Raw genomic sequence first — 15,495 nt, 5'->3', positions numbered from 1 at the left:
CCCGTGGCTCCCGGATGGTCGGGGGCCCCACTACCACCCAGGGCCGGCACGCTCATCCAGGCGGCCCCTCGCGCCCTGCTCCAGACCGGAGCGGCCCGAGTCCATTGGGAGGACGAGAATGGCCGACAACATCATCAACGCCCAGCGTCGCGAGGAGAAGGGCAAGGGTCCCGCGCGCCGGCTGCGTCAGAAGGGCCTCATCCCCGCGGTCGTCTACGGCCGCAAGCAGGAGCCCACCCACCTCTCGGTGGATCCGGCGTCGCTCCTCAAGGCGATCGAGACCCCCCACAAGTTCAACACCCTGCTCACCCTCAAGCTGGACGGCGCCGAGAAGCACGTCCTCTTCAAGGACTGGGCGGTCGATCCCGTCTCGCGCAAGCTCGAGCACGCCGACTTCCTCGAGGTGAAGCTGGACGAGGCGGTGAAGGTCGCCGTGCCGGTCGTCACCTCCGGCCGTTCGGTCGGCCAGGCGGAGGGCGGCATCCTCTCGCTCGCGACCCACGAGGTCGTGCTCGAGGCGCTGCCTTCCAAGATCCCGGTGCGGATCGAGGTCGACGTCACGAACCTCAAGATCGGCCAGTCGATCCACGTCTCGCAGCTGACGCCGCCCGAGGGCTGCAAGCTCAAGTACTCGAGCGACTACGTCATCGCGTTCGTCGCCGTGCCCGAGAAGGAGGAGGTCGCCGCCCCGGTGGCCGCCGCCGTTCCGGGTGCCGCGCCGGCCGAGGGCGCGGCCGCGGCGGGTGCGCCTGCCGCCGGCGCCGCTCCGGCCGCGGGTGGCGAGGCCGCCAAGAAGGCTCCCGAGGCGAAGGGCGCCAAGAAGTAGGGGCGCCCTTGAAGCTCGTCGTCGGTCTTGGGAACCCGGGCCCCGAGTACGCGCGCACGCGCCACAACGTCGGCTTCCTCGTGGCCGACCGGCTCGCGCTCGCCCTCCGGGCCGAGTTCACCCTCCGCAAGTTCGCCTCCGAGCTCGCGGAGGGGCGGGCCGGCGGCGAGCGCGTCTGGATCATGAAGCCCCAGACCTACATGAACCACTCCGGCGAGTCCGTCGGGTCCGCGCTCCACTTCTGGAAGCTCGGCCTCGAGGACCTCGTCGTGGTCCACGACGATCTCGAGCTCGAGCCGTTCCGGGTCCAGCTCAAGGTCGGCGGCGGCCACGGCGGCCACAACGGCCTGAAGAGCGTGAACGCCCACGTGGGCGGCCCCGACTACGCGCGCGTGCGCGTCGGGGTGGGCCGGCCGCCGCCGCGGATGGATCCGGCCGACTACGTGCTCGGCCGCTTCGCCAAGGCCGACGAGGCGCCGCTCGAGGAGTGCCTCGTCCGCGCCACCGAGGCGGCCCGGCTCGCGATCGAGCTGGGCGCGGCGAAGGCGATGAACCAGGTGAACCGGCGCGCGAGCGCCGCTGGCTGAGAGCTGCTGCAGCACTCGTCCTCCGGCATGGGGCCGGGCGGGCGAAACGGAAGAGCGGACTCCTCGCGGCGGGCGAACCGCCGCTTTCAGACCCGAGGGGAGCGACATGGCGGAGACGAGGAAGCTCGTACGCGAGTACGAGACCATCTACCTGCTCAAGGCGGAGACGCCGGACGACCAGGTGGAGGAGATCAAGGAGCGCCTGCGCGGCGTGGTGACGCGCGAGGGCGGCAAGGTCATCCGGTTCACGAACCAGGGAAAGCGGAAGACCGCGTTCCCGGTCGGCAAGAACCCGAAGGCGCTCTACATGCACTGCCTGTACATCGGCCAGCCCGGCCTGGTGGCGGAGCTCGAGCGCAACCTGAAGATGATCGACCAGGTCTCGAAGTTCCAGTCGGTGCGGCTCGCCGAGGGCGTGGACTTCGACGCCCGGCAGGTCGAGCCCGACGTGAAGATCCAGGCGGTCGAGGACGAGCCGAAGCCGCGCGAGGAGCGCGGTGAGTTCGCCCCCGGCGATGAGCCGTTCGAGGCCGAGGCGCCCGAGGCGGCGGAGGAATAGGCCATGGCACGTCCTGACATGGGTGGTCCGAAGAGCAGCGGTGGGTTCGGCGGTCCCCGGAGCGGTGGTGGCTTCGGCGGCGGCGGTTACGGCGGCGGTGGCGGCGGCGGCGGCGGGTACGGCGGTGGTGGCGGCGGCGGCTTCGGCGGCCGCGGCGGCGACCGCGGGGACCGTGGCGATCGCGACGACCGCGGCGGCGAGGAGGGCGGGCGGCGCGGCTTCGGCCGCCGCAAGGTCTGCCGGTTCTGCGCCGACAAGACGCTGAAGGTCGACTACAAGGACCAGTCGCAGATGAAGTACTTCCTGACCGAGCGCGGCAAGATCATCCCCCGCCGGATCAGCGGGAACTGCGCGAAGCACCAGCGCGAGGTGGCCACCGCCGTGAAGCGCGGCCGCATGCTCGCGATCCTGCCCTACACCGTGGGCGGGATGTAAGGAGGCCGAGATGAAGCTCATCCTCCGTGAAGACGTCGAGAACCTGGGCAAGGGCGGCGAGCTCGTGGACGTGAAGCCCGGCTACGGCCGGAACTTCCTGCTCCCGCGCGGGCTCGCGGTCCTCGCGAACCCGAAGAACGTCCGCGAGCTCGAGCACCAGAAGGCCATCGCGACGGCCAAGGCCGCCAAGATGAAGGCGAGCGCGCAGGCCGTGGCGAAGCGGCTCGCCGAGACGCCCATCACCCTCAGCCGCAAGGTCGGCGAGCAGGACAAGCTCTACGGCTCGGTCACGGCGATGGACGTCGCCGAGGCCCTCGCCGCGCGCGGCCTGCAGATCGATCGCCGCGCGATCGACCTCGCCGAGCCGATCAAGACCACGGGCGACTTCGAGGTCCCCGTGAAGCTGCACAGCGAGGTGGTCGGCAAGGTGAAGGTCAAGGTCGAGGCCGAGGCCGCTTAGTCGCCTCGTATGACCTGCGACAGTCGAGGGCCGGTCCTCCGGGGCCGGCCTTCTCCATTTCTGGAGCCCACGCCTACGGCGCTGGGGACGGCGCGACGAGCGGCAGGGCCGCCTCGGGCCGCGGCTCGAAGGAGAGGCGGAAGCGGCCCTCGCCGTCCACCACCTCGCGGAGCGCCTCGTCGCCGGACTCCGACCGCGCGCCCGGTCCGAGCGCCTCCGGCTCCTCGGCGAGCGGCTCGGAGGAGGGCGCCGCCTCGCGCTGGGGCGCGCCCGCGTCCGGCTCGGCGCCTCCGGCCGCCTGCGACGGGTCATCCGGCGCTGCAGCGCCCGCCTCGGCGGCCGGCGGCGGCGTCTCGGCCTGCGGGGCGCCGGCCGGCTCGACGTCCGGCGGAGCCTCCTCCGCCGGGGTGGGTGACGGCGAGACCGGGGAAACGGCGTGTTCACCCTCCGGCGAGGGGTGCGAGCTCCCCTGCGGAGCGCCGTCGAGGCGAGGCGCCGGCTGCAGCGCCGCGGGCAGCGCCGCTGCCAGGGCGGGCGCGCGGGCGGCGAGGAGCGCGTGGACGTCCTCCCACCGCCACGCGACGGCGGCCCCGCCGAGCACCGCCAGGGCCGCGAGCGCCAGGACCACGCGGCCGGGGCGCAGGATCCGGGCGGCGAGCGCGTCGAAGTCCGCGCGGCTGGCGAGGCCGCCCCCCGCGTCGCGCTCCCCGTCGCCAGGCCGCGCGCGACGGCCGGCGCGCCCGCTCGTCCCGACGAGCGCCTCGCGCATGGCGTCGGCGCTCGGGAAGCGGTCCTCGGGACGCTTCGCGAGCGCGCGGTGCACGACCTCCGCGAACGCGCGCGACACGCCCGGGACCAGCTTCGCGAGGGCCGGCGGCTCCTGCGAGAGGTGCGCGGAGACGACCGCCATCGGGCTCGGCGCCACGAACGGCGGCCTGCCGGAGACGAGCTCGTAGAGCACGCACCCGAGGGCGTACAGATCCGTGCGGCCGTCCACCGCCGCGCCCCGCGCCTGCTCCGGCGCGAGGTACGCCGGAGTCCCCACGATGGCGTCGCCCGCGCCGGCCGCGCGGTCGTCGCGGAGCGCCGCGATCCCGAAGTCGAGCACCTTCGCGAAGTCCTCGCCCGAGCGGGTCCGCATGAGCATCACGTTGCCGGGCTTCATGTCGCGGTGGACCACGCCCGCCTCGTGCGCCTCGGCGAGGGAGCCCAGGATCTGCCGCCCCAGCTCGCGGGCGCGCGCCTCCGGCAGCGGCCCGCCCGCGCGCAGCACGGCCGCGAGGTCTTCCCCGGGCACGTACTCCATGGCGAGGTAGAGGCCGCCGCGCGGCCCCGCCTCGCCGAAGTCGAACACCGCGATGGTGTGCGGGTGCGAGAGGCGCGACACGGCGCGCGCCTCGGCGAGGAACCGCTCGGCCGCGGCCGGCTCGCGCGCGAAGTCCTCGCGCAGCAGCTTCAGCGCGAGCGCCTTGCCCATGCGGATGTGCTCGGCCCTGTAGACCCGGCCCATCCCGCCCTCGCCGAGGAGCTCGACGAGGCGGTACCGGTCCGCCACCACGCCGTCCTTCTCGCGACCGCCGCGACGGCGCGCTCCGGCGCGCAGCGGCGCTCCGCAGGCGGGGCAGAAGTTCACCGCCTCGCTCGGCGGACCGGCGAGGTGCCCGCACCGGGCGCAGGAGGCTTGGGGCTCCGGGGCGGGCTTGCGACGGGCCATCGCTCGCGCCGGAGCGTAGCGCGCGGCGGCGCCCCGGCAAAGCTCCCCGAGCCCTCTCCGAGGCGACGGGCGCACGTGGTAGAAGGGCGCTCCATGCTCACCTCCGCCCTCGCCGCGCTCGCCGTGGCCGCGGCCGCGGCCGCGCCCCGGCCGTTCACGGTGGACGACCTCGTGGCGCTCCCGCGGGTCGGCGCGCCGGAGCTCTCTCCGGACGGTACCCTCCTCGCCTTCACCGTCGGGCGACTCACCGGCGCCGGCGATCGGATCGTCTCCACGCTGTACGTGGCGCCCGCCGCGGGCGGAGCGAGCAGGCAGCTCACCGATCGTGACGAGCGCATCTCCTCGCCGCGCTTCTCCCCGGACGGGAAGCGGCTCGCCTTCGTCTCGACCCGGAGCGGCGCTCCCCAGGCGCACGTCCTCGACCTCGCCTCGGGCCAGATCCGCGTCGCGAGCGCGCTGCCCGGCGGCGCGAACGAGCTCTCGTGGACGCCGGACGGGGCCGCCCTCCTCGTCACCGCGGACGTGGACCCGCGCTGCGGCGCCGACGCCGGCTGCAACGCCAAGGCGGAGGCCGAGGCGAAGGGCAAGCCGCGCGTCGCGACCCGCCTCCTCTTCCGCCACTGGAACGCGTGGCGCGAGCGGCTGCGCACCCACGTGCTGAAGGTTCCCCTCGACGGCGGGGCGCCCTCGGACCTCACGCCCGGCGATCGCGACGCTCCGCCCGCGGTCCGCGGCGGCCCGGGCGACCTCGCGGTCTCCCCCGACGGGAAGACCCTCTACTTCACCGCCGTCGACGACGCGCTCGAGGCGGCCTCCACCAACGCGGACGTCTTCGCGGTCCCGCTCGCGGGCGGCGAGGCCCGCCGCGTTACGAGCGGGCCGGGCTGGGACGCGAGCCCGCGCCCCTCCCCCGACGGCAAGCGGCTCGCCTGGCTGTCGCAGGCGCGCGGCGGCTACGAGTCCGACCGCGTCCGCGTGATGGTCGCCGGGATCGACGGGAAGGACGCCCGCGATCTCACCGCGGGCGTGGATCTCTCGGCGAGCGACCTGCACTGGGCGCGGAAGGGCGGGGCGCTGCGCTTCGTCGCGCTCACCTCCGGCTACCACGAGGTCTACGAGGTGGACGTCCGGAGCGGGGAGCTCGTGAAGCTCGCCGGCGCGCCCGCCCTCGCAGGCAGGCCGCGCGTGAACGTGCAGTCCGTCTCGTACTCGGCCGACGGGGCGCGCGTCGCGGCGCTCGTGGACGGGACCACCGCGCCGCCGGAGATCGCGGTGCTCGAGGGCAAGCCGGGCAAGGCCCGCTGGGCGGAGCGCACGCGCCTCGCGGCCGACGCCCTCGCGGGGATCGCGCGCCCCACGCTGCGGCCCCTCGAGGCCACCTCCAAGGACGGCACGAAGGTCTTCGGCTGGATCGTCCTCCCGGCCGAGCACCGCGACGGCCAGCGTCACCCGGCGGCGGTGCTCGTCCACGGAGGGCCGCAGGGCGCCTGGAACGACGCCTGGACCTCGCGCTGGAACGCCATGCTGTACGCGGCGCGCGGGTACGCGGTGGTGCTGCCGAACCCGCGCGGCTCGACCGGCTACGGGCAGGCCTACGTCGACGCCGTCTCGCGCGACTGGGGCGGCAAGCCTTACGAGGACGTGATGGCGCTCGTCGATGCCGCCATCGCGCTAGGCGCGGTGGACGGTGCGCGGATGTGCGCAGCGGGCGCGAGCTACGGCGGCTACATGGTGCACTGGCTGAACGGCCAGACGGAGCGCTTCCGCTGCCTCGTGTCGCACGCGGGGATCTTCGACCTCGAGGCCTTCTTCTATCGCACCGAGGAGCTGTGGTTCCCAGAGTGGGAGTTCGGGGGGACGCCGTTCGACCAGCCGGCCGACTACCAGAAGTTCTCGCCGCACCGCTTCGTGCAGCGCTGGCGGACGCCGACGCTCGTCTCGGTGGGCGAGCTCGACTACCGCACCACCGTCGACCACGGCTACGCCGCGTTCACGGCGCTGCAGCGGCGCGGGATCCCTTCGAAGCTTCTCGTCTTCCCGGACGAAGGACACTGGGTCTCGAAGCCGAAGAATGCGAGAGTGTTCTACGATGTTGTGCTCGGGTGGCTCGACGAGCACCTCGCCCCCGCGGCGAACGTGTCCGCGAAGGCGCGCTGAGCTCCCGAACGCGCTAACCTCCCGAAACCGCTTGCCGTCCGACCCCGCCCTGCCATAAACCGGACCCCGCCGTGCTCAACTGGCTTCACAACATGCTGTCGCGCGATCTCGCGATCGACCTCGGGACCGCGAACACCCTCATCTACATCCGCGGCATGGGCATCGTGTCGAACGAGCCCAGCGTCGTCGCCGTCCAGCAGGACGCGCGCGGCGGCCGCAAGGTCCTCGCCGTGGGCAAGGAGGCGAAGGAGATGCTCGGGCGCACGCCCGGGAACATCGTCGCCATCCGCCCGATGAAGGACGGGGTCATCGCCGACTTCGAGGTCACGGCGGCGATGCTCAAGTACTTCATCCAGAGCGCGCACAACCGGAAGAGCTTCGTGAAGCCGCGCATCATCATCGGCATCCCGTCGGGGATCACCGAGGTGGAGAAGCGCGCGGTGCGCGAGGCGGCCGAGAGCGCGGGCGCGCGCGAGGTCTACCTCATCGAGCAGCCCATGGCGGCGGCGATCGGGGCGGGCCTGCCCATCACCGAGCCCTCGGGCAACATGATCGTCGACATCGGCGGCGGCACGTCCGACGTCGCGGTGATCTCGCTCGGCGGCATCGTCTACAGCCGCTCGGTGCGCATCGCCGGCGACAAGATGGACGAGGCGATCATCCAGCACATCAAGCGCAAGTACAACCTCCTCATCGGCGAGCGCACCGCCGAGCTCATCAAGATGGGCATCGGCACCGCCTACCCGACCGAGGAGGAGCTCACGATGGACATCAAGGGGCGCGACCTCGTCGCCGGAGTGCCCCGCACCCTCACCGTCACGTCCTCCGAGATCCGCGAGGCGCTCAGCGAGCCCATCAACGGGATCGTCGAGGCGGTGAAGGTGACGCTGGAGCGGACCCCGCCGGAGCTCGCGGGCGACATCGCCGACCGCGGCATCGTCCTCGCCGGCGGCGGCGCGCTCCTCAAGAACCTCGACGTGCTGCTCCGCGAGGAGACCGGCCTGCCGGTGTTCCTCGCCGAGGACCCGCTCTCCTCGGTGGTGATCGGCGCCGGGAAGGCGCTCGAGGAGCTGGACATCCTCCGGCAGGTGACCGCGCACGGATAGGCCGCCGCACCGGGCCGCCGCGCGTCTCCCAACGACCGCCCGGGCCTCGCGCTCGCGGCGGTCGTGCCGTCTCCACCGCGCGCCGGCGTCAGCGCGCGCGCCGTGTCGGCGTTAGGTCCCCTGTGCGCATGGGACCGTTCGAGCTCGAGGGATCTCCGATCGCGTTCGCCGCGGCCGGGCTCCTCGTCGCCGTCGCCTTCGCGTTCGGCGTCGCCGCGTCGACCGAGCCGGCGCCGGCGCGGGACGTCGGCGCCCGCGTCGCGTACGCGGAGTGCCTCCACGCCGGGCGCGGGCGGACCGACTGCGCTCCACGCCGCGAGGCGGCGCTCACGCTGTGCGCGGCGCGCCGGCCGGTCGCGGAGTGCGAGGCGCTGCTGGCGGAGGCGGACCGCGGGCCGGAGCGCGTGGTGGCCGAGGCCGAGGCGGCGCGCGTGGCGGGACCGCTCCACGGGAGCCCGCGGCGTGCCGCGGTGGGCGCCGCCGTGGCGCTCGCCGCGCTCGCGACGGTGGTCGCCCTGCGCCGCCCGCGCGCCGCATCCCTCGCGCGGCTCGCCGCCGGGGCCATGGTGGGACTCGCGCTCGCGTCCGTGCCGGCGCTCGCCGCCGCCGCCTTCGGAGTGCTCGTCTCGGCCGTCGTGCCCCGCAGCGAGGTCGCCCTCGTCGGCTTCGGGCTGTTCGTGGCGACGTTCGCGGCGGTGGTGGGGATGCCGGTCGCCGCGGGGGCCGCCGACGCGCCGGGCGCCGCCCGGCGCCGGCGGGTGCACGCGAGCCTCGGGGTGGTGGCGGGTGGGATGGCGCTCTGGATCGTGCTCGTCGGACCCATCCCCGCCGGCGCGGCGGGCGCGCTCCAGGCGCTGTCGGCGGTCGCGCTCGCACTCACCGGCTACCTCGCCCCGCGCCCGCTATGATGCGCGCGCATGCCGATCGCCCCCGCGGCCCTCGCGGCCGCCCTCCTGACCGTCGCCGCACCTGATCTCTCCACCACCGCGGAGCGCACCGCCTTCGAGCGCACCGGACGGCACGACGAGGCGGTCGGGCTCTGCCGCGCCTTCGCGAAGGCGTTCCCGCGGCGCGCGCGCTGCGTCTCCTTCGGGGTGACGCCGGAGCGGCGCCAGCTCGTCGCGCTCGTCGCCAGCGCGGACGGCGTCCTCACCCCGCACGCCGCCCGGGCGCGGAGGCGCCCGGTGGTGCTGTTCCAGGGCGCGATCCACGCCGGCGAGCTCGACGGAAAGGACGCGGGCTTCATCGCGCTGCGCGGGCTGCTCGCGGCGAAGGCCGGCCCGCTCTCGCGCGTCACCGCGGTGTTCGTGCCGATCTTCAACGCCGACGGGCACGAGCGCTTCGGGCCGCAGCAGCGCCCGAACCAGCGCGGGCCCGTCGAGGCCGGCTGGCGCGCCACGGCCGCGAACCTCAACCTGAACCGCGACTACGCGAAGGCGGACGCGCCGGAGACGCGCGCGATGCTGGGGCTCCTGCGCAAGTGGGACCCCATCGTCTACGCCGATCTGCACGTCACGGACGGCGCGCAGTTCCAGCACGACCTGGCCGTGATGGTCGAGCCGCGCCTCGGCTACGCCGAGGCGCTCCGTCCCGAGGGCGCGGCGCTCTCGGCGGCCCTCCTCGCCCGGCTCACGGCCGCGGGCCACCTCCCGCTCGACTTCTATCCGTCGTTCCGCGAGGACGGCGATCCGGCGAGCGGGTTCGCGGCGGGCGTGGCGCCGCCGCGCTTCGGGCACGGGTACTGGGCGGCGCGGAACCGGCTCGGCGTCCTGCTCGAGGCGCACTCCTGGCGCCCGTACGGCGAGCGGGTCAGGGGCGCCGTCGCCTTCCTGCGCGCGCTGCTCGAGCTCGCCGCGGAGCACGGCCCGCGCTGGCGCGCCGCCGCCGACCGGGCGGACCGCGAGGCGCCCGCCCTCGCCGGGCGAGAGGTCGCCCTGTCCTTCGAGCCGACCGGCGCCGCCACCACGCTCGCGTTCCGCGGCTACGCCTACGTCCGGGAGCCCTCCGTGGTGACCGGGGCGCAGGTGTCGCGCTACGACGAGTCGCGCCCCGAGCTCTGGAGCGTGCCGTTCCTCGGGGAGCTCCGGCCGGCGGTGAGGGCCGTGCTGCCCCGGGGCGGCTGGATCGTCCCGGCCGGCTGGGCCGAGCAGGTGGCCTCGACCCTCGCCACGCACGGCGTGATCTTCGAGCGGCTCGGCCAGGCGCGGCCGGCGCGCGAGGTCGAGGTGTTCCGCGCCGCGGACGCGAGGTTCCGCGCCGAGCCGTTCGAGGGACGCCAGCTGCTCGCCGTGAAGGGGGCCTGGGCGCGCGAGCGGCGAGCGATCGGGCCGGGCGCGCTCTTCGTCCCGGCCGCGCAGGCGCGGGCGCTCCTCGCCGCGCACCTCCTCGAGCCCACCGGCCCCGACGCCCTCCTCGCCTGGGGGACGTTCAACGCCGCGTTCGAGCGCAAGGAGTACGTCGAGGACTACGTGCTCGAGCCGTTCGCCCGGGAGCTGCTCGCGAAGGACGCCGCCGTGCGGGCCGAGTGGGAACGCCTGCTCGCCGATCCCGCCTTCGCCGCCGATCGCGAGGCGCGCACCGACTTCTTCTACCGGCGCCACCCGGCCTGGGACGAGGCGTACCGCACCTACCCGGTGACTCGGGTGGACGCGCGCCCCTGACCCCACGGCGCCCTTCGGCCCGTCCCCCCGCGCCGCGCGGCGATGTGGAGCGCTCGGCGCGATGTCGTCGCCCTCCGGCGGGGTGTCGGGAGTTCCCGACGACCGATCGCGCAAGCCCGCGACACGAGGCGCCGCGATCCTGGCAACGGTCGTGCAGTGGGGAGCGGGCACGGCGGACGCGATGCGGTGCGGATCGCCGGGACCTTTCAGACCGCAGCCAACCAGGAGAACCGAGATGCAGAGCAAGACCCCCTCCCTCATCGGCGCCGGCATCGGCCTCGCCCTCTTCCTCGCCGTCGCGCTCCTCCCGGCCATGCTGTACGGCGGCTACGCCGGCGTGCTGCTCGCGGGCGGCATCTTCGGCACGCCGCTCCAGGCGACGTTCCTCGTCCGCGGGCTCATCGTGTTCGGGATCGTGCTCGGCGTCGCCGGGGTCGGGTCGCTGTTCGCCGTGATGGGCGCCGCCGCCGGCGCGGGCGTGGGCGCGCTGACCAGCCTCGCCTCCCGCAAGCCCGCCGCGCAGGAGGCGTCGAGCAAGTAGCCGCCGAGGCGCCGCCGCCGGGACCTCCCCGGGCTCGCGCGTTCATCGGCGGGTGCGCGCCGACGCGCAGCCTTTCCCGAACGGAAGGCTTGCGCGCAACCTTTGCGACCTCCCGACGATTGATTCATCGCAAACCTGAACGATAACGCCCCCTTGCGCTCCGAGCCGTTTGGGGCGCAGGGGCATATCGGTTGCACACGCGAACCCCGCCTATGCGAGCCATCCTCCTCTCCTTCGCGCTCCTCCTCGCCCCCGCCGCTCGGGCGGAGGGGCCCAAGCTGCCCGAGGGCAGCGACACCTGCCTGCAGTGCCACTCCCCCGGCGGCGACGGGCCCACCGTCCACGCCGACACCTTCGCCAAGTCCGTCCACGCGGAGAACGGCGTCGCCTGCACGGACTGCCACGCGGGCTACACCGAGGAGCACGCGATGGGCGGCACGCTCCCGCCGCTCTCGGACGCGGAGCAGCAGTTCGTCGCCCGGCTGGAGAAGGGCACCTTCGGCGAGGAGGGCCAGAAGGTGGCGGTCACCTCGCCGCGCGCCTACCTGGCCTGCCAGAACTGCCACACCGAGCAGACCGACGCGTTCGCCGCCTCGATCCACTCGAAGTGGCTGCGCGAGGACACGAAGGCGTCCGGCCCGACCTGCGCCTCCTGCCACGGCTCGGTGCACGCGGTGAAGTCCCTCGCCTTCTACGACCCGAAGGCCGAGGCGCGCCAGCCGGTGCCCGCCGACCGCCGCGAGATGACGCGGCGCTGCGAGGGCTGCCACGGCAACGAGGAGTTCGCCGCCGTCGCCGGTCTCAAGCCGGAGGCCACGGTCAACTACCACGACTCGATCCACGGCCGGATGGTCCGCGTGGGCAACGCCTTCGCGCCCGTCTGCGTGAGCTGCCACGCCGCCCCGCAGGGCAAGGGCGGCACGCACGCGATCGTGGCGAAGACCGACCCGAACTCGATCGTGAACGTGGCGAACCGCAAGGACGCGTGCGCGCGCTGCCACGCGGGCGCCACGGACAACTTCGCCTCGCTCATCGCGCACGAGACGCCGCAGGAGACGGGCGGGCACCCGGTCCCGCACGTCATCCACATCGCCTTCTCGTACCTGACGACCCTCACCCTGCTCTTCTTCGCCTTCCACGTCGTCGTCGACTTCGTGTACGAGCTGCGCCAGCGCCTCAAGGCGAAGCAGGGCCACGGTCCGTCGGCGGACGCGGTGCGGAGCGTCATCCGCTTCGACATCCACCAGCGCATCCAGCACTGGTTCATGCTGTCGGGCGTCATCCTGCTCGGCATCACCGGCTGGCCGCTGCGCGGCGCCGGGACGTTCGGGAACGCGCCCATCATCGGCGGCAGGGACGCGGCCCCCTACTCCGAGGCGTTCATGAAGATCTTCGGGGGCGCGGAGGGCGCGGCGCTGTGGCACCGCGTCGGCGCCGTCCTGATCATCATCTCGGCCGCCTACCACCTGTTCTACCTGACGTTCCTCGCCTCCCAGAAGCGGCTGCCCCTGTCGATGCTGCCGGGCCCGAAGGACGCGCTCGACATGCGCGACAACATCCTCTTCATGCTCGGCGTGAAGAAGGAGCGGCCCAAGTTCGACCGGTACATGTACCTGGAGAAGTTCGACTACTGGGCCGTGTTCTGGGGCATCGTGATGATGGTCGGCACCGGCTTCATCTTCTGGTTCCCGGCCTTCTTCGCCGCCTGGGCGCCGAGCTGGCTCATCACCGCCGCGCTCATCATCCACGGCGAGGAGGCGACGCTCGCCATCCTGTTCCTCTTCGTCGTGCACTTCTACAACGTGCACCTGAAGCCCTCGATCTTCCCGATGAACTGGGCCTGGCTGAACGGCCGGATCAGCGTGGAGATGATGAAGCACGAGCATCCGCTCGAGTACGACCGGATGAGCGACGAGCAGAAGTAGCTCGCGCCCGAGAGGCGCGTCGTCGGGGGCCGCGCGGGCGACCGTGCGGCCCCCCTCTTTTTCCGCGCGGGGGCCCGCGCGCGGCGGGCGCGCGGGGGCGATACAATCGCCTCCCCCATGAGGCTCGGACGCACCGCGAAGACGCTGCTCCTCGCCGTCGCCGCCCTGGCGGTCGCCGCCGCGGTCGCCGGCGGCCTGCGCTTCAAGCGCTACGTCGACGAGGATCCGCGGCTGTGCGCGACCTGCCACCAGGCGAGCCCGGAGTTCGCCCTGTGGATGCAGGGCACGCACAAGAGCGTCGCCTGCCAGCGCTGCCACCACGCGCGCCCGGAGCAGGGCGTCGCCATGCTGGGCGCGTTCCTGCTCGGCAAGGCGCCGGCGGGGCACGGCGGGGTGGAGATCGGCTCGTGCGCGGAGTGCCACTTCTCGCACGATCCGCGCTGGCCGCAGGTCGGCGGCTCGCGCGGGCACCGCATCCACTACGAGGAGCACAAGATCGCCTGCGTCCGCTGCCACGCCGCGAGCATGCACGGCTTCGAGCCCATCGCGGCGAAGTGCGCCGACTGCCACCCGGGCCACGCGGTGCGGGTCCACGGCATGGAGGGGATGCACTGCTTCGCCTGCCACGAGTTCCTCGGCGACGAGCCGGGGCTGCGGCCGACCCGGCGCGACTGCCTGCGCTGCCACACGGCCCAGGGCATCCACGCGCCGGTGGGGGAGCACGGCGCGCCCATGGCGATGGCCTGCGCGACCTGTCACCGGCCGCACGCGCCGCCGGGCGAGACGCTCGTCTCCTGCACGCACTGCCACGACGCGCCGGCGACCCGCCGCGCCGGGCTGCACGCGAACCCCGGCCACTTCCGCTGCCTGGACTGCCACCCGGCCCACACCTGGACCCCGGAGCCGGCGCGGTGCCTCCGCTGCCACGCGCATGCCCAGAGCCACGCGCACGGCAAGTCGTGCACCGCCTGCCACGAGTTCGGCGGGGCGCCGCGGCCGCCGCCGCGCGGGGAGTCGTCGCCGTGACCCTCCGGCTCAAGCTCTTCGTGCTCATCGCGGGGGTGATCATCTTCGCGATGAGCGGCGTCACCGCCGTGGCGCTCTGGCGCGAGGTGGTGCGCGGGCAGGAGCTCCTGGCGCGCGAGGGCGTCGCCATCGCCTCCACCGCCGCCACCGCCGCCGCCCACTGGGTCCGCGCCGACGGCGTGGACCCGGGCGGCGCCTCCGCGCTGCCGGCGGTGCTCGAGCGCGTGGTCGCGAGCGCGCCGCTCGACCGCGCCTGGATCGTCGACCGGACCGGCAAGGTCCTCGCCTGCGTCACGCGCACCGAGGAGGCCTGCCCCGAGGGCGCCCCGCCCTCGGAGTTCCAGCTCGCCGAGTCCCCGCTCCAGGCGCTCGGGCGGCTGCTCCAGCCGGAGGGCATCGTGGCCTCCGCTCCCATCCTGCGCAGCGGCGCCGTGGTGGGGGCCGTCCGGGTGGACTTCACGCACGAGGAGGTGGTGGGGAACGCCCGCAACCTGGCGTGGGGGGCGAGCATCGTCGCCGCCTTCTGGATCTTCGTCGGGCAGCTCCTCGCCGCCATCTTCCTGCGCCGCGTGACGAGCCCGCTCGTGCGGCTCTCCGAGGCCGCCGAGTCGCTCGCGGAGGAGCGCGGCGTCCGCCTCGAGGAGCCCGAGGAGCGCGAGCTCGCCGATCTGGTGCGCGCCTTCAACGACATGTCGCGGCGGCTCGACGACCGGCGCAGCGAGAACCAGCGGCTCATCGCCGAGCTGGAGGCGCGCGTCGCGCAGAAGACCCGCGAGGTGCTGCGCGCGGACCGCCTCGCCACGCTGGGCGGCATCGCCGCCGGCTTCGCCCACGAGATCGGCAACTCCCTGAACGTCATCCGCGGCTACGCCTCGGTGGCGGCGCGCGAGCTGCCCGCCGACGCCGAGGTGAAGTCCGACGTGGAGGCGATCCGGCGCGAGGTCACCCGCGCGGCCGGGCTGATCGAGCGGTTCCTGGTCTTCGCGCGCGCGCGCACGGTGCACCCCATCGCGCAGCCCGTCGAGCCGATCCTGCGCGAGGCGGTGGAGGTGGTCGGGCCGGCCGCGGCGCACGCGAACGTCGAGCGCGTGGTCGAGATCGCGCCCGCGCTGCCGGAGGTGGTGGCCGACGGCGAGCTGCTCCGCCAGGCCTTCCTGAACCTCTGCGTCAACGCCGTGCAGGCGATGCAGGAGCGCGGGGGCGGGACGCTCGTCGCGCGCGCGCGCCGCGAGGGAGACGGGCTCGTGGTGGAGGTGTCGGACAGCGGCCCGGGCCTGCCGAGGGACATCGCCGCCCACGTCTTCGACCCGTTCTTCACCACCAAGGCGAACGGCACCGGCCTCGGGCTGGCCATCGTGCGCCAGGCGGCGGAGGCCCACGGCGGCACGGTGGAGGTCGAGAGCGCCCCCGGCCACGGCGCCACCTTCCGCATCCGCCTGCCCGTCGCGCCGGCCGAGCCGGCCGCGGCGGGCGCAGGCGCCGCGCCGTGAGCCCATCAC

Annotated in this window: 14 protein-coding genes; 13 read left to right on the top strand and 1 reads right to left on the bottom strand. The window is 74.2% G+C overall.

Going from position 1 to position 15,495, the window contains the following annotated elements:
- Nucleotides 1–118: 118 nt before the first annotated feature.
- The 5 genes from ANAE109_RS00640 (at nucleotide 119) to rplI (ending at nucleotide 2,867) form a co-directional block, all read left to right on the top strand.
- Nucleotides 119–826 (top strand): 50S ribosomal protein L25/general stress protein Ctc, encoded by a 708-nt coding sequence (locus tag ANAE109_RS00640; RefSeq protein ID WP_011984448.1) that lies wholly within the window; start codon nucleotides 119–121, stop codon nucleotides 824–826.
- Between the two features lie 8 nt (nucleotides 827–834).
- A complete protein-coding gene (gene pth, locus ANAE109_RS00635) occupies nucleotides 835–1,413 on the top strand; it encodes an aminoacyl-tRNA hydrolase (protein ID WP_011984447.1) in 579 nt (192 codons plus the stop codon).
- A 106-nt stretch (nucleotides 1,414–1,519) separates the two neighbouring features.
- Nucleotides 1,520–1,972 (top strand): 30S ribosomal protein S6, encoded by a 453-nt coding sequence (locus ANAE109_RS00630; protein WP_011984446.1) that lies wholly within the window; start codon nucleotides 1,520–1,522, stop codon nucleotides 1,970–1,972.
- Nucleotides 1,973–1,975: 3 nt separating this feature from the next.
- On the top strand, nucleotides 1,976–2,407 hold the full coding sequence (rpsR, locus tag ANAE109_RS00625; protein ID WP_011984445.1) for a 30S ribosomal protein S18: 432 nt from the start codon (nucleotides 1,976–1,978) through the stop codon (nucleotides 2,405–2,407).
- Nucleotides 2,408–2,417: 10 nt separating this feature from the next.
- Nucleotides 2,418–2,867, top strand: a complete 450-nt coding sequence (gene rplI / locus ANAE109_RS00620; protein WP_011984444.1) for a 50S ribosomal protein L9 — start codon at nucleotides 2,418–2,420, stop codon at nucleotides 2,865–2,867.
- A gap of 73 nt (nucleotides 2,868–2,940) precedes the next feature.
- Here rplI and ANAE109_RS00615 read toward each other — a convergent pair whose 3' ends face one another.
- Complete coding sequence (locus ANAE109_RS00615; RefSeq protein WP_011984443.1) at nucleotides 2,941–4,500, bottom strand: serine/threonine-protein kinase; 1,560 nt, start codon at nucleotides 4,498–4,500, stop codon at nucleotides 2,941–2,943.
- Nucleotides 4,501–4,674: 174 nt separating this feature from the next.
- On the opposite strand from ANAE109_RS00615, the gene ANAE109_RS00610 reads away from it, so the two are divergent.
- The 8 genes from ANAE109_RS00610 to ANAE109_RS00575 all read left to right on the top strand — a co-directional run bounded on the left by ANAE109_RS00610 (nucleotide 4,675) and on the right by ANAE109_RS00575 (nucleotide 15,486).
- Nucleotides 4,675–6,738, top strand: a complete 2,064-nt coding sequence (locus ANAE109_RS00610; protein WP_011984442.1) for a S9 family peptidase — start codon at nucleotides 4,675–4,677, stop codon at nucleotides 6,736–6,738.
- Between the two features lie 71 nt (nucleotides 6,739–6,809).
- The gene (locus ANAE109_RS00605) at nucleotides 6,810–7,844 is read left to right on the top strand and encodes a rod shape-determining protein (protein ID WP_011984441.1); all 1,035 of its coding nucleotides are present in this window, start codon (nucleotides 6,810–6,812) and stop codon (nucleotides 7,842–7,844) included.
- A gap of 128 nt (nucleotides 7,845–7,972) precedes the next feature.
- Nucleotides 7,973–8,752, top strand: coding sequence for a hypothetical protein (locus ANAE109_RS00600; protein ID WP_011984440.1), 780 nt, complete (start codon nucleotides 7,973–7,975; stop codon nucleotides 8,750–8,752).
- A 9-nt stretch (nucleotides 8,753–8,761) separates the two neighbouring features.
- Nucleotides 8,762–10,504, top strand: coding sequence for a M14 family zinc carboxypeptidase (locus tag ANAE109_RS00595; RefSeq protein WP_011984439.1), 1,743 nt, complete (start codon nucleotides 8,762–8,764; stop codon nucleotides 10,502–10,504).
- A gap of 235 nt (nucleotides 10,505–10,739) precedes the next feature.
- Nucleotides 10,740–11,045: a hypothetical protein gene (locus ANAE109_RS00590; RefSeq protein ID WP_041448021.1), complete on the top strand. Its 306-nt coding sequence runs from the start codon at nucleotides 10,740–10,742 to the stop codon at nucleotides 11,043–11,045.
- A gap of 212 nt (nucleotides 11,046–11,257) precedes the next feature.
- Nucleotides 11,258–12,970, top strand: coding sequence for a multiheme c-type cytochrome (locus ANAE109_RS00585; RefSeq protein WP_041448020.1), 1,713 nt, complete (start codon nucleotides 11,258–11,260; stop codon nucleotides 12,968–12,970).
- Nucleotides 12,971–13,087: 117 nt separating this feature from the next.
- Nucleotides 13,088–13,996, top strand: a complete 909-nt coding sequence (locus tag ANAE109_RS00580; RefSeq protein WP_011984436.1) for a hypothetical protein — start codon at nucleotides 13,088–13,090, stop codon at nucleotides 13,994–13,996.
- Complete coding sequence (locus ANAE109_RS00575; protein ID WP_011984435.1) at nucleotides 13,993–15,486, top strand: ATP-binding protein; 1,494 nt, start codon at nucleotides 13,993–13,995, stop codon at nucleotides 15,484–15,486. Before ANAE109_RS00580 ends, ANAE109_RS00575 begins: the two co-directional genes overlap by 4 nt.
- Nucleotides 15,487–15,495 lie beyond the last annotated feature (9 nt).

Origin of the sequence: Anaeromyxobacter sp. Fw109-5 (assembly GCF_000017505.1) — a bacterium.
Classification (GTDB): domain Bacteria; phylum Myxococcota; class Myxococcia; order Myxococcales; family Anaeromyxobacteraceae; genus Anaeromyxobacter.
Note: the sequence above shows the minus strand (reverse complement) of the source record. Positions and strands in the feature narration are given on the sequence as shown.